This is a genomic window from Streptomyces yangpuensis, from assembly GCF_001005295.1.
Taxonomy (GTDB): domain Bacteria; phylum Actinomycetota; class Actinomycetes; order Streptomycetales; family Streptomycetaceae; genus Streptomyces; species Streptomyces yangpuensis.
Map to the genome: position 1 here is coordinate 1,183,828 of NZ_LBMK01000002.1, position 24,286 is coordinate 1,208,113.

Consider the following 24,286-nt stretch of genomic DNA (forward strand, 5'->3'; position numbering starts at 1 on the left):
TAAAGGATGAATAAGCGCCTGTGCCAGCTCAGAGGCGGTCGGCGACAGTCCTGTGACATGTCCAGGACGTGAGCGGAACAGTCGGTACCGTTGCGGTGCTCAGGAACGCAAGCGCAAACCTCTCGGGGTGGCATGGAAACCGGCCGCCTCCAGGGCCCGGCCCAGGGGCGAGGTCAGGGCGGCTGCGGCATTGATCCGCTCCACCGTCAGCGCCGGCAGGGTGCCCGCCCGGCAACCGGCGGCCAGCGCGGCGACCGCAGCCGTCAGACGCGGGTCCTCCGGGCCGGGCCAGGACAGCAGGGTCTTGCCGCCGCGCTCCAGGTACAGGGTGAGCTCCCCGTCCACCAGGACCACCAGGGAGCCCGCCTTGCGGCCCGGCTTGTGTGTGGCGCCGGCCGGCGGCTCGGGCCAGGGCAGGGCCGCGCCGTACGCGTTCGCCGGATCCGCGGCGGCCAGCACCACCGCCGCCAGCGGGGGCGGGGTCCGCTCGGCGGCCCGGAGCCGGTCCACCGCGCCGTCCATCGCGAACTGGGCCGCGCCCAGCCCCTCGACCACATAGCCCCGGCGGGCCTGGCCGCTGTCCTCGAAGGCCGACAGGACGCGGTAGACCGCGCTGAAGCCCCCCTCGACCCCCTCCGCGGCGACCGCGCCGCGCGTCACCACCCCGTGCCGGTCCAGCAGGGTACGGGCCAGGGCGTGGGCCCGGTGGGTCGGGTCGGCCGCCGGGGGCGGCAGCAGCGACCAGCGCCCGGAGACCGTGGGCGGGCCCGTACGGGACACGGCCGCGCTCAGCGTGCCGTACCGGCCGCGCGGGACGGTACGCCGGGCCCGGTGGGCCGTGGAGCCCGCCGTCCGGCCCGAGCCGAGGACGGAGCGCAGCGGGGCGAGCGTGTCGTTGGTGAGCCGGCCCGACCAGGCCAGATCCCACACCGCCTCGGAGAGGGCGACGTCCGACACCTCGGGGAAGTCGGCGCGCACCGCCTGCGAGATCTGCCGGAAGAACAGGCCGTACCCACCCGAGAGGGCCGTCAGGACGGCCTGCTGCAGAGGGCTCGGCTCCAGCGGGTGCGGCGGCGGCAGGAGCAGCGGGGCGGCGTCCGCGAGATAGAGCGACACCCAGCCGTCCTTGCCCGGGAGGGCTCCCGCCCCCGCCCAGACCACCTCACCGGTGGTGGTCAGCTCGTCCAGCAGGCCGGGGGAGTAGTTCGCCACCCGCGACGGCAGGATCAGCCGCTCCAGCGCGGACGCCGGCACCGGGGCGCCCTGGAGCTGCTCGACCGCCCGGGCCAGGCCGTCGAGGCCGCGCAGCGCCCCGCCCAGGTGCTGCCACTGCGGCAGGAAGGTGGCCAGCGACGTCGGCGGGACCGGCTCCAGCTCCTGGCGGAGCGCGGCGAGGGAGCGGCGGCGCAGCCTGCGCAGCACCGTCGCGTCGCACCACTCCTGGCCGATGCCGGCCGGGTGGAACTCGCCCTGCACCACCCGCCCCGCCGCCGCGAGACGGTGCAGGGCGCCCTCGGTCACCGCCGCGCCCAGCCCGAAGGCGCCGGCCACGGCGGCCGTGGTGAAGGGCCCGTGGGTGCGGGCGTACCGGGCCAGCAGGTCCCCCAGCGGGTCCTTGACCGGCTCGGTGAACGCCTCCGGGACACCGACGGGCAGCGCGGTGCCCAGCGCGTCCCGCAGCCGGCCCGCGTCCTCGACCGCCGCCCAGTGCTCCGCGCCGCCGATCCGGACCCGGATGGCGCGGCGCGCCGCGGCGAGCTCGCGGGCCCAGGCCGGATCCGCCCCGCGCGCCGTCAGCTGCTCCTGCGTCAGCGGCCCCAGCAGGCGCAGCAGATCGGCGACCGACTCGGCGTCCTTCGCCCGCCGGTCCTCGGTGAGCCACTGCAGCTCCCGCTCCAGCTCCTCCAGCACCTGCGCGTCGAGGAGCTCGCGCAGCTCCGCCTGCCCCAGCAGCTCGGCCAGCAGCCGCGAGTCCAGCGACAGAGCGGCCGCCCTGCGCTCGGCCAGCGGGGAGTCGCCCTCGTAGAGGAACTGGGCGACATAGCCGAAGAGGAGGGAACGCGCGAAGGGGGACGGCTCCGGGGTGGTGACCTCGACCAGCCGGACCCGGCGCGCCTCGATGTCCCCCATCAGCTCGGTCAGGCCGGGCACGTCGAAGACGTCCTGGAGGCATTCGCGTACTGCTTCGAGCACGATCGGGAAGGAACCGAACTCCGACGCCACCTGGAGCAGTTGGGAGGCCCGCTGGCGCTGTTGCCACAGCGGGGTGCGGCGGCCCGGACTGCGGCGCGGCAGCAGCAGGGCACGGGCCGCGCACTCGCGGAAGCGGGAGGCGAACAGCGCGGAGCCACCCACCTGGTCGGTGACGATCCGGTTGACGTCGCCGTGGTCGAAGGCGACGTCGGCCGCGCCCAGCGGCGCCTGTTCGTCGTCGAACTCGAAGGCGGGCGCCCCCGCCGGGTCGTGGTCCAGCAGGTCCATGGAGAGCAGGTCCGCGTCGGGGAGGCGGAGCACGATGCCGTCGTCGGCGTGCATCACCTGTGCGTCCATGCCGTACTTCTCGGCGAGGCGGGAGCCCAGGGCCAGCGCCCACGGGGCGTGCACCTGTGCGCCGAACGGCGAATGGACCACGACCCGCCAGTCGCCCAGCTCGTCACGGAACCGCTCCACCACGATGGTCCGGTCGTCCGGTACGTGGCCGCAGGCCTCGCGCTGCTCGGCGAGATACGCCAGCACGTTGTCCGCGGCCCAGGCGTCCAGCCCGGCCGCCACCAGCCGCAGCCGGGCGTCCTCCTCGGAGAGGGCGCCGAGCTCGCGCAGGAACGCGCCGACCGCGCGCCCCAGTTCCAGCGGTCGGCCCAGCTGGTCGCCCTTCCAGAACGGCAGCCTGCCCGGCACCCCGGGGGCGGGCGTGACCAGGACCCGGTCGCGGGTGATGTCCTCGATACGCCAGGAGGTGGTGCCCAGCGTGAAGACGTCACCGACACGGGACTCGTAGACCATCTCCTCGTCGAGCTCGCCGACCCGCCCGCCGCCCTTCTTGGGGTCCGAGCCGGCCAGGAACACCCCGAAGAGCCCGCGGTCGGGGATGGTGCCACCGGAGGTGACCGCGAGCCGCTGGGCCCCCGGCCGGCCGGTGACCGTACCCGCCACCCGGTCCCAGACCACGCGCGGCCGCAGTTCGGCGAAGGCGTCCGACGGATAGCGGCCGGCCAGCATGTCGAGCACCGCCGTGAACGCCGACTCCGGGAGCGCCGCGAACGGCGCCGCCCGCCGCACCAGCGCCAGGAGGTCGTCCAGCTGCCAGGTGTCCATCGCGACCATGGCGACCAGCTGCTGCGCCAGGACGTCGAGCGGGTTGGAGGGGACGCGCAGGGACTCGATCGCCCCCGCCCGCATCCGCTCGGTGACCACGGCCGCCTGGACCAGGTCGCCCCGGTACTTGGGGAAGACCACCCCGGTGGAGACCGCACCCACCTGGTGCCCGGCCCGGCCCACCCGCTGCAGCCCGGACGCCACCGACGGCGGTGACTCCACCTGCACCACCAAATCCACCGCGCCCATGTCGATGCCCAGTTCCAGGCTGGAGGTGGCGACCACGGCCGGCAGCCGGCCCGCCTTCAGGTCCTCCTCCACCAGCGCCCGCTGCTCCTTGGACACCGAGCCGTGGTGCGCCCGGGCCAGCAGCGGCGGGGCGCCCAGGGCCGAGCCCGACTGGGCCATGACCTCGGCCGGTGACGCGTGCTCGGGCAGCTTCTCGCCGACGGCCCGTTCGTACGCGATCTCGTTCAGCCGGTTGCACAGCCGCTCGGCGAGGCGGCGGGAGTTGGCGAACACGATCGTCGAGCGGTGCGCCTGCACCAGGTCCGCGATCCGCTCCTCGACATGCGGCCAGATCGACGGTCGGTCCCCGCCCTCCCGTCCCTCCGTAGCGGGGGAGCCGCCCACCTCGCCCATGTCCTGCACCGGGACGACCACCGACAGGTCGAACTCCTTGGCCGACGGCGGCTGCACGATCTCCACCCTGCCGCGCGGCGCGAGATACCGGGCGACCTCGTCCACCGGCCGGACCGTCGCCGACAGACCGATCCGGCGAGCCGGACGCGGCAGCAGCTCGTCCAGTCGCTCCAGGGACACGGCGAGGTGCGCGCCGCGCTTGGTCCCGGCGACGGCGTGCACCTCGTCCACGATCACCGTCTCGATCCCGGTCAGCGCCTCCCGCGCGGCCGACGTCAGCATCAGGAACAGCGACTCGGGTGTGGTGATGAGGATGTCCGGCGGCCGGGTGGCCAGCGACCGCCGCTCGGCCGCGGAGGTGTCGCCGGAGCGGATCCCCACCCGGATGTCCGGCTCCGGGAGCCCGAGGCGGACGGACTCCTGCCGGATCCCGGTCAGCGGGCTGCGCAGATTGCGCTCGACGTCGACGGCAAGGGCCTTCAGCGGCGATACGTACAGGACCCGGCACCGCTTCTTGGACTCTGCGGGCGGCGGGGTCGAGGCGAGCCGGTCGAGGGCGGCGAGGAACGCGGCCAGGGTCTTCCCGGAGCCGGTGGGCGCCACCACCAGCACGTCCGACCCCTCCCCGATGGCCCGCCAGGCACCCTCCTGCGCGCTCGTGGGCGTGACGAATGCCCCCGTGAACCACGAGCGGGTCGCGGGGGAGAACGAGTCGAGCGCAGCGCCTGCCATGCCCCCATCGTGCACCCGGCCACTGACAACGCTCCGGACCTGGGCAAACGCGCGTCGGCGGCGGGGCGCAGAATGGGGGGATGGGGACGGAGGACGGCCACCGGGAGTGGGCACGGCACTGGCAGTACCCGGAACTGCCCGGGCTGGATCTGCTGCGCGCCCACTACGTACGCCACACCTTCCCGCGCCACGCGCACGACGGCTACGTCATCGCGGCCGTCACCGGCGGCATCGAGGAGGTCGGCCTGCCCGGCCATGTCGTGCGCGCAGGACCGGGCAGCGTGGTCCTGATCAACCCCGAGGTGCCCCACACGGCGCGCGCCGGGGCGCCCGAGGGCTGGGCGTACGCCACCCTCTACCCCTCCAGCGGCCTGATCGCCGAGGTCGCCGCCGAGATCGGCGTGCTGCGCGGCACTCCCGGCTTCACCGCCGACATCGTGGCCGACCCGCAGGCCTCGCGCACGATCACCGAGGTGCACCGGGCCGCCGAGGCCGGGAACGCGCTGGCCGCCGACACCCTCCTGCGGGGCGTGGTCGCCCGGATGCTGACCCGCTACGCCGGGCCGCTGCCCGCCCGTACGGTCCGCGGCAGCGGCGGCGCCGAAGCGGCGGCGGCCCGGGCCGTGCTGGAGGAGCGCCTGGCCGACCCGCCGTCCCTGGAGCAGCTCGCGGCGGAGCTGGGCACGAGCCCCTTCGCCCTGCTGCGGGCCTTCCGGGACCGCTACGGGATGCCGCCGCACACCTGGCTGACCGACGCCAGGGTCCGGCGGGCGCGCCGGCTGCTCGACGCGGGAACCCCGCCAGCGGAGGCGGCGGTCGCCGTCGGCTTCACCGACCAGCCCCACCTGAACCGGCACTTCACCCGCATCGTGGGTGTCCCGCCGGGCGCCTACCGCCGCGAGCGGGCCGGTCGGGAGGTGTCTCGTCGGTCGAGCCCGGCCTGATCGGCAGGACACCTCTGGGCCGCCGGGGCGCAAGAACGTACAAGACCCACTCGACGGGCCCCGCGTAGTTTCGGGGCGTGGGAGAGAAGCAGCTGGTCACAGAGCCAGAGATACGAGAGACAGCGGCGTCCGGCGGGCGGCCGCGGGCCGCGGTGGTACGGGACGCGCTCGGGGTCGGCGTCGCCGTCGGCCTGTCCGGGTTCGCCTTCGGCGTGACCGCGGCCGGAGCCGGCATCAGCACCCTGCAGGCCTGTGTGCTGAGCCTGCTCGTCTTCACCGGGGCCTCGCAGTTCGCCCTGGTCGGGGCGCTGGCCGCGGGCGGGAACCCGTTCACCGCGGCCGCCGGGGCCTTCTTCCTCGGCACCCGCAACGCCTTCTACGGGCTGCGCCTGTCGCAGCTGCTCCGGCTGCCGCGCGCCGTACGGCCCCTCGCCGCGCACTGGGTGATCGACGAGACCACCGCCGTGGCGCTGGCCCAGCCCGACCGGAAGTCGGCCCGGCTCGGCTTCACCGTCACCGGGCTCACCCTCTACGCGCTGTGGAACATCACCACCCTGCTCGGCGCGCTCGGTGCCGAGGCCATCGGGGACACCAGGGCCTGGGGGCTGGACGCCGCCGGACCCGCCGTGTTCCTGGCCCTGCTCGCGCCGATGCTGAGGACGGCCACCGAACGGGCGGTCGCCGCGCTCGCGCTCGTCCTCGGGCTGGGGTTCCTGCCGGTGCTGCCCGCCGGGGTGCCCGTGCTGATCGCGGCCCTGGCCGCCCCCGTCGTGCTGTGGATGAAGGGACGCCGCTCGTGAACGTCTGGATCGCCATCGGGCTCACCGTCGTCGGCTGCTACGCCGTGAAGTACGCGGGGCTGCTCGTCCCGGCCGGGGCCCTGGAGCGGCCCCTGGTGCGCCGGCTGGCCGCCCTGCTGCCGGTCGCGCTGCTGGCCGCGCTCACGGCCCAGCAGACCTTCAGCACCGGGTCCGCGCTCGTCGTCGACGCCCGTGCCGCCGGGCTGGCCGCCGCCGGGCTCGCGCTGCTGCTGCGGGCGCCGTTCCTGGTCGTGGTCGCGGCTGCCGTCGTCGTCACCGCGGGGGTACGGGCCCTGGGCGGCTGACCTGCGCCGGCAGGCGGCCGTACGCCCGCAGGGTCAGCAGCGCCTCCAGCGTGGCGATCGGCCGCCGCTCCAGGGAACTGCCCGGCGCCCAGGCCTCGCGGCGGACCGGCCAGCCGCCGTCCTGCTGCTGCGCGGCGGCCAGGAAGTCCAGCGAACGGCGCATCTCCTCGTCCGTGAACCAGCCGCGGGCCAGCGACTCGGGCCGCCGCGCGAAGTCGTGCGGGAACAGCTGCTCGCCCGGCGCGTAGCCCGGCGCCGGCGGGAAATCCGTCCGCCGCCGCGGATCGAGGACCACGAGCCGCTGCTCGCGCACCAGCCGTCCCAGCCGGTCCGCGGCCGTCGCCGCGCGGGCCCGGTCGGGGACGCCGTCGAGGAAGGCCACCGCGCTCTGGAGCTCGTACGGATGCGACCGGTGCAGGTTCTCGACCCGGTCCCAGCAGAAGTCCGTGGCCCGGAAGAGCCAGGCGTGCCAGACGCGGTTGCGGTGCAGCAGGCCGACGACCGGGCCGGTGGTCAGGAGCTCGCCCGGCGGGTGGTCGTGCACCGGGTGGTACGGGGCCGCGGGGTAGTCGCGCGGCGACGGGAAGACGACCGGAAGCGCGCCCTCCGGGGTGGAGACGCCTGTCAGGTGCCGGCAGAGCCGCTCGATCCGCTGCCCGGCGCAGCGGCCCAGGCTGTCCAGCACGCGCAGGGCGTGCGCGGTGTGCAGGGGCTGGCTCAGCGGGCCGCGCAGATCCGGGTCGAGCGCGTGACCGTAGCCGCCGTCGGGGTTGAGGTACGAACCGAGGGCGGTGTCCACCGGGTCGGCGTCCCCGCCGAGGAAGTGGAACGCGAACCGCCGCTGTTCCAGCACACGGGCCGTGAGCCAGACGAACCGCTCGGCGCGGGCGAGGTCGGGCTGCGGGAAGTGGGGGGCGTGCGGGCTGTGTGGGGGGTGCGGGGCGGGCGGGCTCTGTGGGGAAGCTTCGTCTCCGGGCATGCGTGCAAGGTAGGGCGCGGTGATGCGGGGGCGCGGGGCGAACGGCGCCGGTGCACTCTCCCGGGGGCGGGATACTGGGGGCATGCGGTTGACGATTTTCTGGGAGCGGATGGCCGAGCACTTCGGGGCCGGCTATGCCGACTCCTTCGCGCGGGACCACGTGATGACGGAGCTGGGCGGCCTGACCGTCCACCAGGCGCTGGAGGCGGGCTGGGAGACCAAGGACGTCTGGCGCGCGGTGTGTTCGGCGATGGACGTGCCGGCCTCGCTGCGCTGACGGCGGACGCATTTTCGCGGCACGGGCCGCCGGTGGGACAGACTGGGCGGCGTGGGAGCCAGCGAAGAGACGACCGACCAGCCCGCAGCCGTCCAGGGGGCGCTGCCGCCGCCCCGGGCGGCCGACCCGGGTGCCGCCCCCGGCGCACCGGCCGCCCCCGGCGCGGATCCCGGCGCGGGTCCGGCCGACGGTTCCGGCGACAGCCCGGGTGCTGAGACCCCGGGGGCGGCCCTGCCCGCCGATCCCGCCTCGCCGCGGGGCCCCGCGGACCCCGGCGGGCCGCCGCCGGCCTGGGGAGGGGAGCGCATGCCGCGCTGGCTGCCGCGCGCGGTGGTCCTCGTACTGGGCCTCGTCGCCTGCTTCCAGCTCGGCAGCTGGGCCTTCCATCAGCTGATCGGGCTGCTCGTCAACATCCTGATCGCGTTCTTCCTCGCGCTCGCGATCGAACCCGCGGTCGCCAGGATGGCGGCCGGCGGCATGCGCCGCGGGCTCGCCACCTTCCTGATGTTCGGCGCGGTCTTCGTCGTGAGCGTGGGGTTCCTCGCGCTGCTCGGCTCGCTGCTGGCCGGGCAGATCGTCGCCATGGTGGAGGGTTTCCCGGGCTACCTCGACTCGGTGATCAACTTCATCAACTCCACCTTCCGCACCGAGCTGTCCCGGCTGGAGATCCAGGAGAGCGTGCTGCGCTCCGACTGGCTGCGCAAGTACGTGCAGAACAGCGCCTCCGGCGTGCTCGACGTGTCCGCCACCGTGCTCGGCGGTCTCTTCAAGCTGCTGACGATCGGGCTGTTCTCCTTCTACTTCGCCGCCGACGGACCGCGGCTGCGGCGCGCGCTGTGCTCCGTACTGCCGCCCGCGAAGCAGGCCGAGGTGCTGCGCGCCTGGGAGATCGCCGTCGCCAAGACGGGCGGCTACCTCTACTCGCGCGGACTGATGGCGCTGATCTCGGGTGTCGCGACCTACATCGTGCTGGCGGTGCTCGGGGTGCCGTACGCGCCCGCGCTCGCCGTGTGGGTGGGGCTGGTCTCCCAGTTCATCCCCACGATCGGCACCTATCTCGCGGGCGCGCTGCCGGTCCTGCTCGCCTTCAGCGTCGATCCCTGGTACGCGCTGTACGTCCTCGGATTCGTGGTGGTCTACCAGCAGTTCGAGAACTACGTGCTCCAGCCGAAGCTGACCTCGAAGACCGTCGACATCCATCCCGCGGTGGCCTTCGGATCGGTCATCGCGGGCACCGCCCTGCTGGGCGCGGTCGGGGCGCTGATCGCGATCCCGGCCGTCGCCACGCTGCAGGCCTTCCTCGGCGCCTACGTCAAGCGCTACGAGCTGACGCGGGACGCTGACTCCTCTACTTCCCGTCCGCGTCGCCGAGTACGGCTGCCAAGGCTTCGCTGACGGTCGCCTCGGCGCGGGCCTTGTCCAGGCCGAGGCCGCTCAGGACGCCCTCGCCGTTCTCCAGCTCCAGGAGCGCGAGCAGGATGTGCTCGGTGCCGACGAAGTCGTGGCCCAGGCGCAGGGCCTCACGGAAGGTCAGCTCCAGGGCCTTCTTCGCCGAGGCGTCGAAGGGGACGAGGGCGGGGAGCTCGTCCTGGGCGGGTGGGAGTGCCGCGGTCGCGGCGGCCCGTACGTCCTCGGGCGAGACCTCCTGGGCGCGCAGGACGAGCCCCGCGAGACCGTCCGCCTCGGCCACCAGGCCCAGGACCAGGTGCTCGGTGCGGATCTCGGTGTTGCCGGCGGCGCGGGCCTCGTTCTGCGCGGTCACGACCACGTTGCGGGCGCGGGGGGTGAAGCGGCCGAAGCCCGCGTTGGGGTCGAGGGCGTCGGAGCCCTCCTTGTCGGCCTTGGGCACGAAGCGCTTCTGGGCCGCCTGGCGGGTGACGCCCATGCTGCGGCCGATGTCGGTCCAGGAGGCGCCGGAGCGGCGGGCCTGGTCGACGAAGTGGCCGATGAGGTGGTCCGCGACGTCCCCGAGGGCCTCCGCGGCGACGACGGCGCCGCTGAGCTGCTCCAGGGGATCGGTGTGGACCTTGTTGATGGCCTCGATCAGGTCGTCGAGGCGTACCGGATTGGTCATGCGAACGGGTTCCACCGAAGGGTTCGTCATAGGTGCAACCCTAGGTTGACAGTCGAGATGGCGTCAACCTCGGGTTGTCACTCGATGGCGCCCGCTACCCGGCGCCGCCGGGCCGGTGTCAAGCTGGAGGCACGGACAGGGAGGCTGCGATGGGGTTCTACGCCGAACGGATCGTGCCGCGGATCGTCGACGCCGCGTGCGGGGTGCGGACGGCCCGGCCGCTCAGGCGGCGCGTCTGCGCCGGCCTGGCCGGGGAGGTCGTCGAGGTCGGTTTCGGCAGCGGCCACAACGTCCCCTTCTACCCGCCGGGCGTCACCGGCGTGGCCGCGATCGAACCCTCCGACCTGGGGTGGGGGCTCGCCGCCGACCGCGTACGGGCCTCCCGGGTGCCGGTGCGGCGGGCGGGCTCGGACGGCCGGGCGCTGCCCTTCGAGGACGGCACCTTCGACGCCGCCCTGTCCACGTGGACGCTGTGCACGATCCCGGACCCCCTGGTGGCCCTGCGCGAGGTGCGGCGCGTCCTGAAGCCCGGCGGCGCCCTGCACTTCGTCGAACACGGCCTGGCGCCGGAGCAGGACCGGCGGGTGCGCCGCTGGCAGTACCGGATCGAACCGCTGCACAAGCGCCTCAGCGGCGGGTGCCACCTCACCCGGCCGGTCGTCGGCCTGCTGACCGCCGCCGGCTTCACGGTCACGGAACTCGACGTCTTCTACCAGGAGGGCGCGCCGAAACCCTTCGCCGCCGACTCGCTCGGCGTCGCGCTCTCGCCCGGGCCCGGCGGCACGCGGCTCAGTAGGTGACCGTGATCCGCCGGGCCGGTCCGTCCACCCGGATCCGCCCGCCCACCGGGATCACGAGCTGCGGGTCGGTGTGGCCGAGGTCCACGTCGAAGACCGCCATAGTCCCGGGGGCGTACTGCCGCAGCGCGCGCAGCACGGCCTCACGCTGCTCCTCGCGGTAGCGCTCCTTCCGCCCGGCGTCGAAGCGGTTCTCGAACGACCAGCTCTTCGCCCTGGCCATCAGCAGCGCGGGGAACTGCCGCAGCAGGCCGCGCTCGCCCATGTTCCGCAGCATCCGGTAGACCTCCTCGGCGCGCGGCATCTCCTCGGAGGTCTCCAGGAAGAGCACGTCGCCGGCGTACGCGCCGGCGGGCAGCACCGCGCGGTCGGCCGCCATCATCCAGGCGAGGATCTCCAGGTTGCCGCCCCAGCCGGCCCCTTCCACCACCCGGTCGTCGTTGTGCCACGTCCAGCCGTAGGAGCGTTCCATCGGCGGCTCGGAGTCGAAGGTGCGCGGGTCGTCCCAGGGGCGGTCGACGTCCCCGTACTCGCCGGAGCGGCTGAGCTCGTACGGGCCCGAGGTGAACAGCGCCGCCCGGAGGGAGGCGGCGGTGGCCGGGTGCATCGCGCCGGGCCGGCCGAGCTCCACCATCACCGAGGCGCCGTGGTAGCCGACGATGCCCAGGTTCCGCAGGAACAGCAGCAGGTTGGTGTTGTCGCTGTAGCCGAAGAACGGCTTGGGGTGCGCGCGCAGGAGGTCGCCGTCGAGGTGGGGGAGGACGGTGATCTGGTCGTCGCCGCCGATGCTGGCGATCACCGCCTTGATGCCGGGGTCGGCGAAGGCGGCGTGGATGTCGGCGGCCCGCTCCTCGGGCGTCGCGCCCATCTTCCGCGTCGTCGGGTACTCCACCGGCTCCAGCCCGAAGTCGTCACGGAGCCTGCGCAGCCCCAGCTCGTGGGGGAGCGGGAAGAGGCCGGGCAGCCCGGACGAGGGGGACAGGACCGCGATCCGGTCCCCGGGGCGGGGCTTGGGCGGATACAGGAATTCGATCATGAGGAGATCGTAGGTTCCCGGCCCCGGCCGGTCACCGGGATTCCGTGCCCTGCGGCGCGGGTGCGCGCAGGCGTACGGCGAGGGCCGCGATGTCGTCGTCGAGGCGTCCCCTGCTGTAGTGGAGGAGGTCGCGGTGGAGGGTCGTGAGCAGCTCCTGGGGCGGTGTCCGGGGCTGCCGGTCCATCCAGGCCGCCAGTGGGAAGAACTCGCCGTCGCGGGCGCGGGCCTCGGCGATCCCGTCGGTGTAGAGGAGCAGCAGGTCGTCGGGGGCGAAGTCGAAGCTGTCGATGCTGTACTGGTCGCCGATCAGGTCCGCGAGACTGAGCAGCGGCGACGGGGTGGCCGACTCCAGGGTGCGGAGACCGTCGTGGGTCAGGAGCAGGGGCGGGGGATGTCCGCAGTTGAGGATGTCGATGCGTTTCCCCTCGTGCGGGATCTCCACGAGCAGAGCCGTGGCGAAGCGCTCCATCGGCCCCTCCGGGGGGAAGGCGGCGTTGTAGCGCATGCTGCTGGCGTCGAGCCGGCGCGCGACCTCGACCATGTCGGTCTCGCCGTAGGCGGCCTCCCGGAAGGCGTTGACGATCGCGGCGGCGGCCCCCACGGCGGGCAGCCCCTTGCCGCGCACGTCACCGATGAGGAGCCTGACCCCGTGCGGGGTGTCGGCCACCTCGTAGAAGTCCCCGCCGATGCTGGCCTCCGCCGCGGCCGCGAGGTAGAGCGATTCGATCTCGAGCCGGCCGAGGCGGCGCGGCATCGGGCTCAGGACCACCTGCTGCGCCGCGTCGGCGACGAGCCGTACCTGGAAGAGCGTGCGCTCCCGCTGGAGCCGGACGTGGCTCCCGTACGCGGCGGCCACGGTGACCGCGATGATGCCCGCGGCGGTCCACCACGTCCCCAGGTCGGGGAAGACGAAGCTCAGGCCGATCATCAGGATGAGACAGACGGTCCCGAGCAGGACGGTGGGGAGCACCGGCCACATGGCGGCGGCGAGGGCCGGAGCCGCGGGCAGGAGGCGGCTGAAGGCCATCTCCGGCGGAGTGTTGTATGCCAGGCTGGCGATGACGACGGTCAGGATGACCGGCGACAGCCGCACAAGTCTTCCCGGGCCGGGGCGCCTACGAAGTCGTGGCCGTCCAGACTCGATCACACTTCATAGGATATCTACGCAACCTGGGCATAGCGCTCTGGCGTGGCGAGCTTGACAGGGAAATCGAACATCCATTCTGATGAGTTATCCACAGCCGAACCGGTCGTGGAGGCGCATTGTCAGTGGCAGGCATTAGCGTCAATGGCGTGAAGCGATCGACTCAAGCAAACCGGGTGGAACCCATGGCAGGCACCGACCGCGAGAAGGCTCTCGACGCCGCTCTCGCACAGATTGAACGGCAATTCGGCAAGGGCGCGGTCATGCGCCTCGGCGACAAGCCGAACGACCCCATCGACGTCATCTCCACCGGGTCGACCGCGCTGGACATCGCCCTGGGCGTCGGCGGTCTGCCGCGCGGCCGCGTCGTCGAGATCTACGGGCCGGAATCCTCCGGTAAGACGACCCTGACCCTGCACGCCGTGGCCAACGCGCAGAAGGCCGGCGGCACCGTCGCCTTCGTGGACGCCGAGCACGCGCTCGACCCCGAGTACGCGAAGGCCCTCGGCGTCGACACCGACAACCTCATCCTGTCGCAGCCGGACACCGGTGAGCAGGCACTGGAGATCGTGGACATGCTCGTCCGCTCCGGTGCCCTCGACCTGATCGTCATCGACTCCGTGGCGGCCCTCGTGCCGCGCGCCGAGATCGAGGGTGAGATGGGCGACTCGCACGTGGGTCTGCAGGCCCGCCTGATGAGCCAGGCGCTCCGGAAGATCACCGGTGCGCTGAACCAGTCCAAGACCACCGCGATCTTCATCAACCAGCTCCGCGAGAAGATCGGCGTGATGTTCGGCTCGCCGGAGACCACGACCGGTGGCCGCGCGCTGAAGTTCTACGCCTCGGTGCGCATCGACATCCGCCGCATCGAGACCCTGAAGGACGGCACGGAGGCGGTCGGTAACCGCACCCGCTGCAAGGTCGTGAAGAACAAGGTCGCGCCGCCGTTCAAGCAGGCCGAGTTCGACATCCTCTACGGCCAGGGCATCAGCCGCGAGGGCGGCCTGATCGACATGGGCGTGGAGCACGGCTTCATCCGCAAGGCCGGTGCCTGGTACACGTACGAGGGCGACCAGCTCGGCCAGGGCAAGGAGAACGCCCGCAACTTCCTGAAGGACAACCCGGATCTCGCGAACGAGATCGAGCGGAAGATCAAGGAGAAGCTGGGCGTGGGCGCCCGCAAGGACGGCGACGCCGCGGCCGGTGCCGCTGCCGGCGCGGCCCCTGCCGACGCCGCGGCGGTTCCCGCCCCCGCGTCGAAGGCCAAGACGACGGCCAAGGCCGCCGTGACCAAGAGCTGATCCATGCGCGAGCAGGAAGGGGGCGGCGGGAGCCGAGGAGGCCGTGAGGGCCGCCAGGAGCTGCCGCCCCAGAGCCCCGAGGAGCAGGCGCGGGCGATCTGCCTGCGCCTGCTCACGGGGAGCCCGCGCACCCGGCGTCAGCTCGCGGACGCCCTGCACAAGCGGGGCATCCCCGACGAGGTGTCGCAGGAGGTCCTCTCCCGTTACGAGGAGGTGGGCCTGATCGACGACGCCGCGTTCGCCGGAGCCTGGGTCGAGTCCCGCCACCGCGGCCGGGGCCTGGCCCGCCGGGCACTCGCCCAGGAGCTCCGGACCAAGGGTGTGCACGCCACCCTCGTGGAGGAGGCCCTGGGACAGCTGGACTCCGACCAGGAGGAGCAGACCGCCCGCGAGCTCGTGGAGCGCAAGCTCCGCTCCACCCGGGGCCTGGAGCGGGACAAGCGGATCCGGCGCCTGGCCGGGATGCTCGCCCGTAAGGGGTACCCGGAGGGCATGGCCCTGCGCGTGGTCCGCCGGGCCCTGGAGGCGGAGGGCGAGGACGCCGACGACCTCGGGTACGCGGGGGAGTGAGCCCGAGGGCCCGGGGCGGGGGCAGCCCCCGGGCCGGGACGCCGGGCGACTCCAGTGCCCGCAGGAGCCCCGCGCAGCCCAGTGGGCGCCCATGATGCTGCGCTACGCCCTTCAGACCGTCAGGCACCGCAACGCCGGCTTTCTCGGAGCCTTCGTCGCACTGCTGTGCGCGACCGCCCTCATCACCGCCTGCGGCACCCTCCTCCCCGGCCGGGTGGCGCTGCGAGTGGCTCCGGCGGAGGTCGCCACGGCGAAGGGGTGAGACCCCGGGGCCGCACCGCGGCGGCGGTGCGGCCCGGCGCGCTCACGGGCGCGGCGCCGCCGTCGGGGGTTCGGTACCCGCGACGACGGGGAGGCCCGCCGACTTCCAGGCCTGGAAGCCACCGGTCAGGTCGGTCGCGCGGTGCAGGCCCAGGGCGTGCAGCGAGGCCGCCGCGAGGCTGGACGCGTAGCCCTCGTTGCAGATCACCACCACCCGCAGGTCGTGGCCGGTGGCCTCGGCGGCGCGGTGACTGCCCGTCGGATCCAGCCGCCACTCCAGCTCGTTGCGCTCGACCACCAGCGCTCCCGGGATCAGGCCGTCCCGCTCCCGCAGGGCCTGGTAGCGGATGTCCACCAGGAGCCCCCCGGCCGACCGGGCCGCGTACGCCTCCTGAGCGTCCACGCGGGTGTACCCCGCCCGGACACGCTCCAGCAGCTCGTCGATGCCGACCGGGGTGACCGGGGTGAGCGGGGTGCCCGGAACGCCCGGGCCGGCCTGGGCGCTCACTGCCAGTCCGCCGGACGCTCGACCTGCTCCAGGTGCAGCACCGGCCCGCTGCGGCTGTACCGGCGGATCAGCGGGAGCGGCGGGTAGTAGGCGTGCACCGAGACCGCGTGCTCGTCCGGGGACTCGTTGAGGACCTCATGCACATGGTGACGCCCGAAGGCCCGTCCGCCGCCCGCCGCCAGCGTGCGGCTGCGGTCGACCCCGGGGGCCAGCTCCAGCGACCGCCAGCCCTCCGAGGGCAGGCGCACGGCCAGCGAGCGTTCGGTGAGCCGGCCGCGGGCGGTCGCGAACGCGCCGAGCGATTCGGCGTGGTCGTGCCAGCCGGTGCCGGTGCCCGGCGGCCAGCCGATCAGCCAGGCCTCGCTGCCGCCGGGCCCGTCGAGGCGGATCCAGGTGCGGCCCTCGGGATCGAGCGGCAGCGACGCCACGATGTCGGGGTCGGCGGCGGTTCGGAGGGCGAAGTCGAGGAGTTCGGTGGCCGAGGGGCCCCCGGCCCGTACAGACTCAGGGGTATACGAAGGTGCGGGTGCGGGTGCGGGTGCAGACATGGAAGGTGACCGTTCCTGGGTTCGCGGAAATGCGCGCAGGCCGGCGGACGGCACGGGGCGCGCGGAGGGAAGGGCGAATCAGCAGGAAGGGCGACACACGCAGCCCGCGTAGCGGAGCAGGTCCATATGGACCCTCCGCCACAGGCGTACGTCGTTGCCGGTCATTTCGCGAGTGAACCACGCGGGTCAGCACACGGTCAATCGATCACCACGGTCGGCGCCGACGCCGTCGTCGGCGAGGGCGAGGGCGAGGGCGAGGGCGAAGGCGTGGGCACCCGGGACGCGGGAGCGCCGGCCCGGATCGCGTCCGCCGCCTCGTACAGCTCCGCCGGGCGGACCCCCGCGAACGTCGCCGCCAGGTGTCCGTCCGGCCGCACCAGCAGCACGGTGTGCGCCGGCGCACCCGGGTAGCTGTCCGCGACCAGCAGGTCGGTGCGGACGGGCAGGGCGCTGACGGCCGCGGCCAGGCGGGGCATCAGCCCTGCGCTCAGCCAGTGGCGCCGGTCCCAGACCCCGGTGCCCGGGGCCACCAGGACCGCCAGCAGCCGGCCCTGACCCAGCAGGTCGCGCAACGGCACGGTCGCCCCGTCGGGCGCGGTCACCGGGACGTTCGCCACCGGACCGCCCGGTTCCGTGTCGGTCGGCACCTCGCGTACGGCGACCGGCGGGGCGTACGCCGGCTCCGCGCCCAGCGGCCCGCGCCCCAGGTGGCCGTCGGTCAGGAGGGACTCGGCGGAACGCGAGGCCCCCGGGAGGTAGGTGCGCAGGCCGCCCCCGGACCGCAGGGCCGGCATGGCCTGGTCGGCCGCGCGCAGCCGGGAGGCCACCGCGGTGCGCCGCTCGCCCTCGTAGCTGTCGAGCAGGGCTTCGGAGGCACCCTGGTGCCAGGCCAGGGAGAGCTTCCACGCCAGGTTCTCGGCGTCCCGGAGGCCCTCCTCGACGCCCTGGGTGCCGAGCGCGCCCAGCAGGTGCGCGGCATCGCCGGCGAGGAAGGCCCGCCCGTCGCGCCAGCGCCGGGCCAGCCGGTGGTGCAGGGTGTGCACGCCGGTGTCGAGCAGGTCGTACGGGGGAGTGGTACCGCCGCACCACTGGGCGAGGGTGTCGCGGATCAGGGTGACCAGCGCGTCGGGGGTCACCAGCTCGCCGCGGGCCGGGAGCAGCCAGTCCAGCCGCCAGACCCCGTCGGGCAGCGGCCGCGAGGTGACTTCCTGCGCCCCGCCGCGCTGCAGCAGGGCCTCGCCGGGCCACGGCAGTTCGGTGCGCAGCGCCGCCACGGCGTGCCGCTCGACGGCGGTACGGCCCGGGAAGCGGATGCCGAGCAGCTTGCGCACGGTGGAGCGGGCCCCGTCGCAGCCGACCAGGTAACTCCCGCGCCACCAGGTGGTCTCGGCGCCCCGGGTGTGCGCGGTGACGCCGCGGTCGTCCTGTTCCAGCAAGTCCAGCCGGCTGTCGTGGATCAGCTGGACGAGCGGGTGCGCCGCGGCGGCGTCGCGCAGTTCGCGCGCCAGGGCGTGCTGCGGGACGTGCAGGGGGGCCGGGTGGTCCTCGAAGGTGAGCCGGTGCCCGTCACGGCCGCGCCGCATCGTGCGCCAGGCGGCGAAGTACGCCCCCTCGTCGCGCAGCGTCGTACAGCCCAGCCGGTGCGCCATGGCCGCGGTGTCCGCGTGCAGGACGACCGTACGGGCGGGCCGGACCTCGTCCTTGCCGGGCCGCTCGTCGAGCACGACGGAGGGGACGCCCGCACCCGCGAGGGCGAGGGCCAGGGACAGCCCGACGGGCCCCGCGCCGACGACGATCACCGGGTCCATGGCGCGGCTCCCGATGTCCGGTATGTGATCACAGAACGTATGCAACCCATTGGAGGTGTCTGCGTCAAGTGACACCCGAGGGCGCAACGCAGCGTGGTGCGGCGGATGAGTTCCGCCGCACCACGCTGGATACGCACTATGGCTGACCGTATGTCAGGCCCCGGGGGCGTCGGCCCGTCGGGTCAGGGGGCCTTGCCCACGCCGGCCGCGCCGCCCGCGTCGACCTCGGCCACGTCGCCCTCGACGACGGCGCCGGTGCTCTTCTTCGACTGCCGCAGACGCTTCTCCAGCCAGGAGGCCAGGGTGGTCAGGGCGAAGTTCACCGCGATGTAGATCAGGGCGATCACGAACATGGTCGCGATGGTGTTGCTGTAGTTCGCCGCGATCTGCCGGTTCATGGAGAGCAGTTCCGCGAAGCCGAGCAGGGCGCCGCCGAGCGCGGTGTCCTTGAGGATCACGACGAGCTGGCTGACCAGTGCCGGCAGCATGGCCGTGACGGCCTGCGGCAGCAGCACGTGGGTCATGGTCTGGCCCTTGCGCAGGCCGATCGCCTTCGCGGCCTCCGCCTGCCCCTTCGGGAGGGAGAGCACGCCCGCCCGGACGATCTCGGCGATGACGGCCGAGTTGTACAGGACCAGGCCCGTGACCACGGCCCAGAACGGGCGGGTTTCGGAGGGGACGTCCATGAGCTGGGGTGCGTACAGCGCGCTGCTGAACAGCATCAGCATCAGCACCGGGATGGCGCGGAAGAACTCCACCCACGCGCCGACCGCGGCCCGCACCCCGGTGTGGTCGGAGAGACGGCCGATGCCCAGCAGGGCACCGAGCGGGAGGGCGATCACCATGGAGAGCGCGCCGGCCTTGAGGGTCTCCATCAGGCCGGGGATCAGGTACGTCGTCCAGATCCGGCTGTCGGTGACGAAGGGGGTCCACTTGTCGGCGTCGAGCTGACCCTTCTCGCCCATGAGGGACAGCGCCCACCACAGGACGAGACCGAACAGGACGACGAAGATCCCGCTGTAGATCCAGTTGCGCACCTTGGCCCGGGGGCCGGGGGTGTCGTACAGCACGGAGCTCATCGCTTCACCGCCACTCGCTTGGACACCCAGCCCAGCAGCAGGCCGGTGGGCAGGGTCAGAAGGACAAAACCGAGGGCGAAGACCGCGAAGACGGCGAAGACCGCCTGGGCCTCGTTCTCCAGCATCTCCTTCATCAGCAGTGCCGCCTCGGCCACGCCGATGGTCGCCGCCACCGTGGTGTTCTTGGTGAGTGCGATCAGTACGTTGGCGAGCGGTGCGACGACGGCCCGGAATGCCTGGGGGAGCACGATCAGGGTGAGTACCTGGAAGAAGCTCAGCCCCAGGGCACGGGCCGCTTCGGCCTGGCCGACGGGCACGGTGTTGATGCCGGAGCGCAGGGCCTCGCAGACGAAGGTGCCGGTGTAGGCGATCAGCCCGAGGACAGCGAGCCGGAAGCCCGTCTCCTTGAAGGTGGTGCCGCCCAGATCGATGCCCAGGGTCTGACTGAGACCCAGCGAGCAGGCGATGACCACCAAGGTGAGCGGGGTGTTGCGCACGAGGTTGACGTACGCGGTACCGAAGCCCCGCAGCAGCGGGACGGGGCTGACCCGCATCCCCGCCAGGACGGTGCCCCAGATCAGGGATCCGACCGCCGAGTAGAGGGTGAGCTGAACCGTCACCCAGAAGGCTCCGAGCACGTTGTACTGCCCGGAATCAAGAAAATCGAACACGATGCCCTGCGCTCTCCCCAGGATGGCCGGTGAGGTGCGCCGCCGCCCGCGGCAGGCGGGCGGCGACGCCCCTCACCGATGAATCAGCTGCCTTCGGTGATCTGCGGGGCAGGCTCGCTCTTGAAGTTGGCCGGGCCGAGGTTCGCGTCCACGGCCTTCTGCCAGCTGCCGTCCTCGACCATCTTCTTGAGCGCGGCGTTGATCTTGGTCTGGAGCTCCTTGTCGCCCTTCTTCAGACCGATGCCGTAGTTCTCGTTGCTCAGGTTCAGGCCGACCAGCTTGAACTTGCCCTTGTTCTTCTCCTGGGCCGCGTAGCCCGCGAGGATCGAGTTGTCCGTGGTGAGGGCGTCGACCTTCTTGTTCTCCAGGCCGGTGAGGCACTCGGAGTAGCCGCCCTGCTCCAGCAGGTCGGCCTCGGGGGCCAGCTTGGTCTTGACGTTCTGCGCGGACGTCGAGCCGGTGACCGAGCAGAGCTTCTTCTTGTTGAGGTCCTCGGCCTTGGTGATCGAGGTGTCGTCGGCGCGGACCAGCAGGTCCTGGTGCGCGAGGAAGTACGGGCCGGCGAAGTCGACCTTCTCCTTGCGCTTGTCGTTGATCGAGTAGGTCGCGACGACGAACTTGACGTCACCGTTGGCGATCAGGTTCTCGCGCTCGGCGCTGACGGCCTGCTTGAACTCGATCTGGTCGGGCTGGTAGCCGAGCTCCTTGGCGACGTAGGTCGCCACGTCGACGTCGAAGCCCGTGAACTTGCCGTCCGGGGTCTTCAGGCCCATGCCGGGCTGGTCGTACTTGATGCCGACGACGAGCTTGTCCTTGGCGCCACCGGACGCACCGCCGTCAGTGGCGGCGTCCTGCTTGCTGCCGCCACAGGCGGTCACGGTCAGGGACAGGGCGACGGCGACTGCCGCGGCCGCAGCGGCCTTGGAGATCTTCATGGTGAACTTCCCTCGGATGAGACGTTGTTGAACGACGAGCGACGCTTACGGCGCACGCACGGCCGACAGGAACCGTTCCGGCAGTGATCCGCATACGGATGACTACCAGACGTAAACCTCAGTGGTGCAGGATCTTCGACAGGAAGTCCTTCGCCCGATCACTGCGCGGGTTGCTGAAGAACTGCTCGGGGGTGGCCTCTTCGACGATCTTTCCGTCGGCCATGAAGACGACCCGGTTCGCCGCGGAGCGGGCGAAGCCCATCTCGTGCGTGACGACCACCATGGTCATCCCCTCACGGGCGAGCTGCTGCATGACCTCCAGCACCTCGTTGATCATCTCCGGGTCCAGCGCCGAGGTGGGCTCGTCGAAGAGCATCACCTTCGGCTCCATCGCCAGCGCCCGGGCGATCGCCACGCGCTGCTGCTGACCGCCGGAGAGCTGCGCCGGGTACTTGTCGGCCTGCGTGCCGACGCCGACCCGCTCCAGCAGGGACACCGCCTTCGCGCGGGCCGTTGCCTGGTCCGTCCCGCGGACCTTCAGCTGGCCCAGCATGACGTTCTCCAGCACCGTCTTGTGCGCGAAGAGATTGAACGACTGGAACACCATGCCGACATCGGCACGCAGACGGGCGAGCTCCTTGCCCTCGGAGGGCAGCTCCTTGCCGTCGAGCGTGATGGTGCCCGAGTCGATGGTCTCCAGGCGGTTGATGGTCCGGCACAGCGTGGACTTGCCCGATCCCGAAGGACCGATCACCACGACCACCTCGCCGCGGGCAATGCTCAGATCGATGTCCTGAAGCACGTGCAGCGCGCCGAAGTGCTTGTTGACGTTGCTCAGCACGACCAGGTCGTCCGCGGTACCGGCCGCGTCCTGAACGTCCTTGGTCACTGATACTCCGCTCATCGGCTTCTAGCTCCGTCCTCCTCGGTTGGGAGGACAGTAGTGACGTCCCGCGCACAACGTCATCACATCTGAGGGAGAATTGAGCATAACGATCCGGCCTCTTCCGGATACGCTCCGTGCGCGGCACCGGCGTGGTCGATCATGCGCGCGTACCGGGTGCATAACGGAAGGCGCGCCGCGGCGGAACCCTCTTGACGTGGGACTCCGCATGGGCGTGGATGCAGGGTGGCCTTTTCTGCGGCCGCACGTGCGGCACTGACCAGCCGCGAGAGCCGAGGGACCGCAAGGACCCCCGACCCGTGACCGTGACCGGGCACGGGTCGACCGAGAGAGAAGAGGAGAGGGGGACGACATGAGACTGCTGCTCGTCGAGGACGACGATCACGTCGCCGCCGCCCTGTCCGCGATCCTCGCCCGGCACGGCTTCCAGGTCACCCACGCCCGCAACGGCGAAGAGGCCCTCCAGGCACTGCTGCCCGCCGGCGCCCCGCCCTTCGGCGTGGTCCTGCTCGACCTCGGCCTGCCCGACCAGGACGGCTACGAGGTGTGCGGCAGGATCCGCAAGCGCACCGCCACACCCGTCATCATGGTCACCGCGCGGGCCGACGTACGCTCCCGCATCCACGGCCTGAACATGGGCGCCGACGACTACGTCGTCAAGCCCTACGACACCGGCGAGCTCCTCGCCCGCATCCACGCCGTCGCCCGGCGCACCGGAGCCTCCGAGGAGACCGCCGCCGGAAGCGGCGCACCCACCACCGTCCGCCTCGGCCCCGTCAGCATCGAGCTGCCCACCCGCCGGGTCAGCGTGGACGGCACCGACGTACCCCTCACCCGCAAGGAGTTCGACCTGCTGGCCCTGCTCGCGCAGCGGCCCGGCGTCGTCTTCCGCCGCGAACAGATCATCAGCGAGGTGTGGCGCACCAGCTGGGAGGGGACCGGGCGCACCCTCGAGGTGCACGTCGCCTCGCTGCGCTCCAAGCTGCGTATGCCTGCCCTCATCGAGACCGTCCGCGGGGTGGGCTACCGCCTCGTCGCCCCGGCCTCCTAGGAACCTCCTGCCGTGCGCGCCCGTCTGCTCCCCCTGCTCGTCATCCTGATGGCGGGCACGCTCCTCGCGCTCGGCTTCCCGCTCGCCGTGAGCCTCGCCGCCGGGCAGCAGCAGCGGGTGGTCGTCGACCGCATCGACGACAGCGCCCGCTTCGCCGCCCTCGCCCAGTTCGTCATCGATGCCCGCGGCTCCGGCTCCACCGGGGCGGACGAGCGCGAGGAGACCCTCCAGCACGAACTCGGCCGCTACCACGAGCTGTACGGCATCCGCGTCGGCATCTTCAACCGCGACGACAACGCCATGGTCCGCTCCCCGGGCTGGTGGCGGCTCCCGGAATCCGGTGAGGGCCGCAAGGCCTTCAGGGAGGCGCTCGCCGGGCGCCGCAGCCACGACCCGCCGCAGGTCTGGCCCTGGCAGACCAACGGAAAGCTGCTCGTCGCCTCCCCGGTCGTCCTCGACGGCGACGTGGTCGCCGTCGTCGCCACCGAATCGCCGACCGACCTCATGCGCGGCCGGATCCTGAAGGGCTGGCTGCTCATCGCCGGCGGCCTCGCCGCCGCCATGCTCGTCGCCTTCGGCGCCGCCCTGCGGCTCACCAGCTGGGTGCTCAAGCCCGTACGGACCCTGGACGCCGCCGCCCACGGCATCGCCACCGGCCGGATGAACTCCCGGGTCGCGGCCGCCAGCGGCCCGCCGGAACTCCAGCGCCTGGCGCACTCGTTCAACGAGATGGCCGACAACGTCGAAGAGGCACTGGAACAGCAGCGGGCGTTCGTCGCCGACGCCTCGCACCAGCTGCGCAACCCGCTCGCCGCACTGCTCCTGCGCATCGAGCTGCTCGCCCTCGAACTGCCCGAGGGCAACGAGGAGATCGCCTCCGTACGCACCGAGGGCAAACGCCTCACCCAGGTCCTGGACGACCTCCTCGACCTCGCGCTGGCCGAGCACGCCTCCGCCGAGATCAGCCTCATAGACATCGGCGCGCTGGCCGCGGAACGGATCGCCGCCTGGCGGCCGTACGCCGAGGAGAAGGGCGTGCGGCTCACCGAGACGAGCCGGACCGCCGTCACCGGCTGGGCCGATCCCATCGCCCTGTCCAGCGCGCTCGACGCCGTCATCGACAACGCCCTGAAGTTCACCCCCGCGGGTGAGGAGGTCGAGGTGTCGGTCGCCGCCGAAGGCCGCACGGTCCGCGTCGTCGTCGCCGACCGCGGCCCCGGCCTCACCGAGGAGGAGCTGCAGCGCGTCGGCGACCGGTTCTGGCGCAGCGGCCGCCACCAGAACATCAAGGGCTCCGGACTCGGCCTGTCGATCTCCCGGGCCCTGCTCGCCGGGGGCGGCGGGACCCTCTCCTACGAGACGAACCCGCCGCACGGGCTGCGGGTGACCGTGACCGTTCCGCGCACCGGCCCCGAGCCCTACTGACTCCCGCCGGGCCGGCTAGTGCTGTGGCCGGAAAGGTTCACCGGGTCACGGCGCCCGGCACGGCACCTCGCCGCGTTGTCGGACCACGCAAGTACGTCCAGTACGAGACGTNGGCCCTCCGCCTTGCGATGCACCGCACCGGACGCCGCGCCCCGGCAAACCTTTCCGGCCACAGCACTA

24 protein-coding genes are annotated in these 24,286 nt (G+C 72.7%); 11 read left to right on the forward strand and 13 right to left on the reverse strand.

Features of this window, described 5'->3' with window-relative positions; genetic code table 11:
* Positions 1-99: 99 nt before the first annotated feature.
* A complete protein-coding gene (locus AAT21_RS10670; RefSeq protein WP_046776410.1) occupies positions 100-4,689 on the reverse strand; it encodes an ATP-dependent helicase in 4,590 nt (1,529 codons plus the stop codon).
* Between the two features lie 80 nt (positions 4,690-4,769).
* Between AAT21_RS10670 and AAT21_RS10675 the strand changes: the two genes are divergently transcribed.
* The 3 genes from AAT21_RS10675 (at position 4,770) to AAT21_RS10685 (ending at position 6,738) form a co-directional block, all read left to right on the forward strand.
* On the forward strand, positions 4,770-5,633 hold the full coding sequence (locus AAT21_RS10675) for an AraC family transcriptional regulator (protein WP_046776411.1): 864 nt from the start codon (positions 4,770-4,772) through the stop codon (positions 5,631-5,633).
* Positions 5,634-5,725: 92 nt separating this feature from the next.
* The gene (locus AAT21_RS10680) at positions 5,726-6,433 is read left to right on the forward strand and encodes an AzlC family ABC transporter permease (RefSeq protein ID WP_079025687.1); all 708 of its coding nucleotides are present in this window, start codon (positions 5,726-5,728) and stop codon (positions 6,431-6,433) included.
* Positions 6,430-6,738 carry an AzlD domain-containing protein gene (locus AAT21_RS10685; protein ID WP_030664986.1) on the forward strand — a complete coding sequence of 103 codons (309 nt, stop codon included), beginning with the start codon at positions 6,430-6,432 and terminating at the stop codon, positions 6,736-6,738. Before AAT21_RS10680 ends, AAT21_RS10685 begins: the two co-directional genes overlap by 4 nt.
* Here the strand turns inward: AAT21_RS10685 and AAT21_RS10690 are convergent.
* Positions 6,707-7,717 carry a hypothetical protein gene (locus AAT21_RS10690; protein WP_079025546.1) on the reverse strand — a complete coding sequence of 337 codons (1,011 nt, stop codon included), beginning with the start codon at positions 7,715-7,717 and terminating at the stop codon, positions 6,707-6,709. The genes AAT21_RS10685 and AAT21_RS10690 overlap by 32 nt on opposite strands.
* A gap of 82 nt (positions 7,718-7,799) precedes the next feature.
* Here AAT21_RS10690 and AAT21_RS10695 point away from each other — a divergent pair, with 82 nt between their 5' ends.
* Both AAT21_RS10695 and AAT21_RS10700 read left to right on the forward strand, forming a co-directional pair.
* Entirely contained in the window at positions 7,800-7,994 is a 195-nt protein-coding gene (locus tag AAT21_RS10695) for a DUF3046 domain-containing protein (protein WP_046776413.1), read from the forward strand.
* Between the two features lie 306 nt (positions 7,995-8,300).
* Complete coding sequence (locus AAT21_RS10700; protein WP_107081290.1) at positions 8,301-9,389, forward strand: AI-2E family transporter; 1,089 nt, start codon at positions 8,301-8,303, stop codon at positions 9,387-9,389.
* On the opposite strand, the gene AAT21_RS10705 is transcribed toward AAT21_RS10700, so the two are convergent.
* The gene (locus AAT21_RS10705; RefSeq protein ID WP_046776414.1) at positions 9,343-10,098 is read right to left on the reverse strand and encodes a Clp protease N-terminal domain-containing protein; all 756 of its coding nucleotides are present in this window, start codon (positions 10,096-10,098) and stop codon (positions 9,343-9,345) included. The two genes, AAT21_RS10700 and AAT21_RS10705, sit on opposite strands and share 47 nt — an antisense overlap.
* 119 nt (positions 10,099-10,217) lie before the next feature.
* On the opposite strand from AAT21_RS10705, the gene AAT21_RS10710 reads away from it, so the two are divergent.
* Complete coding sequence (locus tag AAT21_RS10710) at positions 10,218-10,868, forward strand: class I SAM-dependent methyltransferase (RefSeq protein WP_046776415.1); 651 nt, start codon at positions 10,218-10,220, stop codon at positions 10,866-10,868.
* Here the strand turns inward: AAT21_RS10710 and AAT21_RS10715 are convergent.
* Both AAT21_RS10715 and AAT21_RS10720 read right to left on the reverse strand, forming a co-directional pair.
* The gene (locus AAT21_RS10715; protein ID WP_046776416.1) at positions 10,858-11,901 is read right to left on the reverse strand and encodes a S66 family peptidase; all 1,044 of its coding nucleotides are present in this window, start codon (positions 11,899-11,901) and stop codon (positions 10,858-10,860) included. The two genes, AAT21_RS10710 and AAT21_RS10715, sit on opposite strands and share 11 nt — an antisense overlap.
* 31 nt (positions 11,902-11,932) lie before the next feature.
* Positions 11,933-12,994, reverse strand: a complete 1,062-nt coding sequence (locus tag AAT21_RS10720) for a PP2C family protein-serine/threonine phosphatase (protein WP_235438734.1) — start codon at positions 12,992-12,994, stop codon at positions 11,933-11,935.
* A 236-nt stretch (positions 12,995-13,230) separates the two neighbouring features.
* Between AAT21_RS10720 and recA the strand changes: the two genes are divergently transcribed.
* The 3 genes from recA to AAT21_RS37410 all read left to right on the forward strand — a co-directional run bounded on the left by recA (position 13,231) and on the right by AAT21_RS37410 (position 15,178).
* Entirely contained in the window at positions 13,231-14,346 is a 1,116-nt protein-coding gene (gene recA, locus AAT21_RS10725; protein ID WP_046776418.1) for a recombinase RecA, read from the forward strand.
* Between the two features lie 3 nt (positions 14,347-14,349).
* Positions 14,350-14,916, forward strand: coding sequence for a recombination regulator RecX (recX, locus tag AAT21_RS10730; protein ID WP_046776419.1), 567 nt, complete (start codon positions 14,350-14,352; stop codon positions 14,914-14,916).
* A 91-nt stretch (positions 14,917-15,007) separates the two neighbouring features.
* Positions 15,008-15,178, forward strand: coding sequence for a hypothetical protein (locus tag AAT21_RS37410; RefSeq protein WP_157879660.1), 171 nt, complete (start codon positions 15,008-15,010; stop codon positions 15,176-15,178).
* Between the two features lie 42 nt (positions 15,179-15,220).
* Here AAT21_RS37410 and AAT21_RS10735 read toward each other — a convergent pair whose 3' ends face one another.
* The 8 genes from AAT21_RS10735 to AAT21_RS10765 form a co-directional block, all read right to left on the reverse strand.
* Positions 15,221-15,685 carry a rhodanese-like domain-containing protein gene (locus AAT21_RS10735; protein ID WP_046776420.1) on the reverse strand — a complete coding sequence of 155 codons (465 nt, stop codon included), beginning with the start codon at positions 15,683-15,685 and terminating at the stop codon, positions 15,221-15,223.
* Positions 15,682-16,233, reverse strand: a complete 552-nt coding sequence (locus AAT21_RS10740; RefSeq protein ID WP_046776421.1) for a cupin domain-containing protein — start codon at positions 16,231-16,233, stop codon at positions 15,682-15,684. Before AAT21_RS10740 ends, AAT21_RS10735 begins: the two co-directional genes overlap by 4 nt.
* Before the next feature lie 78 nt (positions 16,234-16,311).
* On the reverse strand, positions 16,312-16,398 hold the full coding sequence (locus AAT21_RS39980; protein ID WP_311318651.1) for a putative leader peptide: 87 nt from the start codon (positions 16,396-16,398) through the stop codon (positions 16,312-16,314).
* A 32-nt stretch (positions 16,399-16,430) separates the two neighbouring features.
* A complete protein-coding gene (locus AAT21_RS10745; protein WP_046776422.1) occupies positions 16,431-18,041 on the reverse strand; it encodes an FAD-dependent monooxygenase in 1,611 nt (536 codons plus the stop codon).
* A 182-nt stretch (positions 18,042-18,223) separates the two neighbouring features.
* Positions 18,224-19,120 (reverse strand): amino acid ABC transporter permease, encoded by an 897-nt coding sequence (locus AAT21_RS10750; RefSeq protein WP_046776423.1) that lies wholly within the window; start codon positions 19,118-19,120, stop codon positions 18,224-18,226.
* Positions 19,117-19,791, reverse strand: coding sequence for an amino acid ABC transporter permease (locus AAT21_RS10755; protein ID WP_046776424.1), 675 nt, complete (start codon positions 19,789-19,791; stop codon positions 19,117-19,119). The genes AAT21_RS10750 and AAT21_RS10755 overlap by 4 nt, the downstream gene beginning before the upstream one ends.
* Positions 19,792-19,874: 83 nt before the next feature.
* Positions 19,875-20,726: a glutamate ABC transporter substrate-binding protein gene (locus tag AAT21_RS10760; protein WP_046776425.1), complete on the reverse strand. Its 852-nt coding sequence runs from the start codon at positions 20,724-20,726 to the stop codon at positions 19,875-19,877.
* 118 nt (positions 20,727-20,844) lie between these two features.
* Positions 20,845-21,630 carry an amino acid ABC transporter ATP-binding protein gene (locus AAT21_RS10765; protein WP_030961978.1) on the reverse strand — a complete coding sequence of 262 codons (786 nt, stop codon included), beginning with the start codon at positions 21,628-21,630 and terminating at the stop codon, positions 20,845-20,847.
* Between the two features lie 352 nt (positions 21,631-21,982).
* Here AAT21_RS10765 and AAT21_RS10770 point away from each other — a divergent pair, with 352 nt between their 5' ends.
* Together AAT21_RS10770 and AAT21_RS10775 are read left to right on the forward strand one after the other, a co-directional pair.
* On the forward strand, positions 21,983-22,681 hold the full coding sequence (locus AAT21_RS10770; protein WP_046776426.1) for a response regulator transcription factor: 699 nt from the start codon (positions 21,983-21,985) through the stop codon (positions 22,679-22,681).
* A gap of 12 nt (positions 22,682-22,693) precedes the next feature.
* Complete coding sequence (locus AAT21_RS10775) at positions 22,694-24,106, forward strand: sensor histidine kinase (RefSeq protein WP_046776427.1); 1,413 nt, start codon at positions 22,694-22,696, stop codon at positions 24,104-24,106.
* The last annotated feature ends 180 nt before the right edge of the window (positions 24,107-24,286 follow it).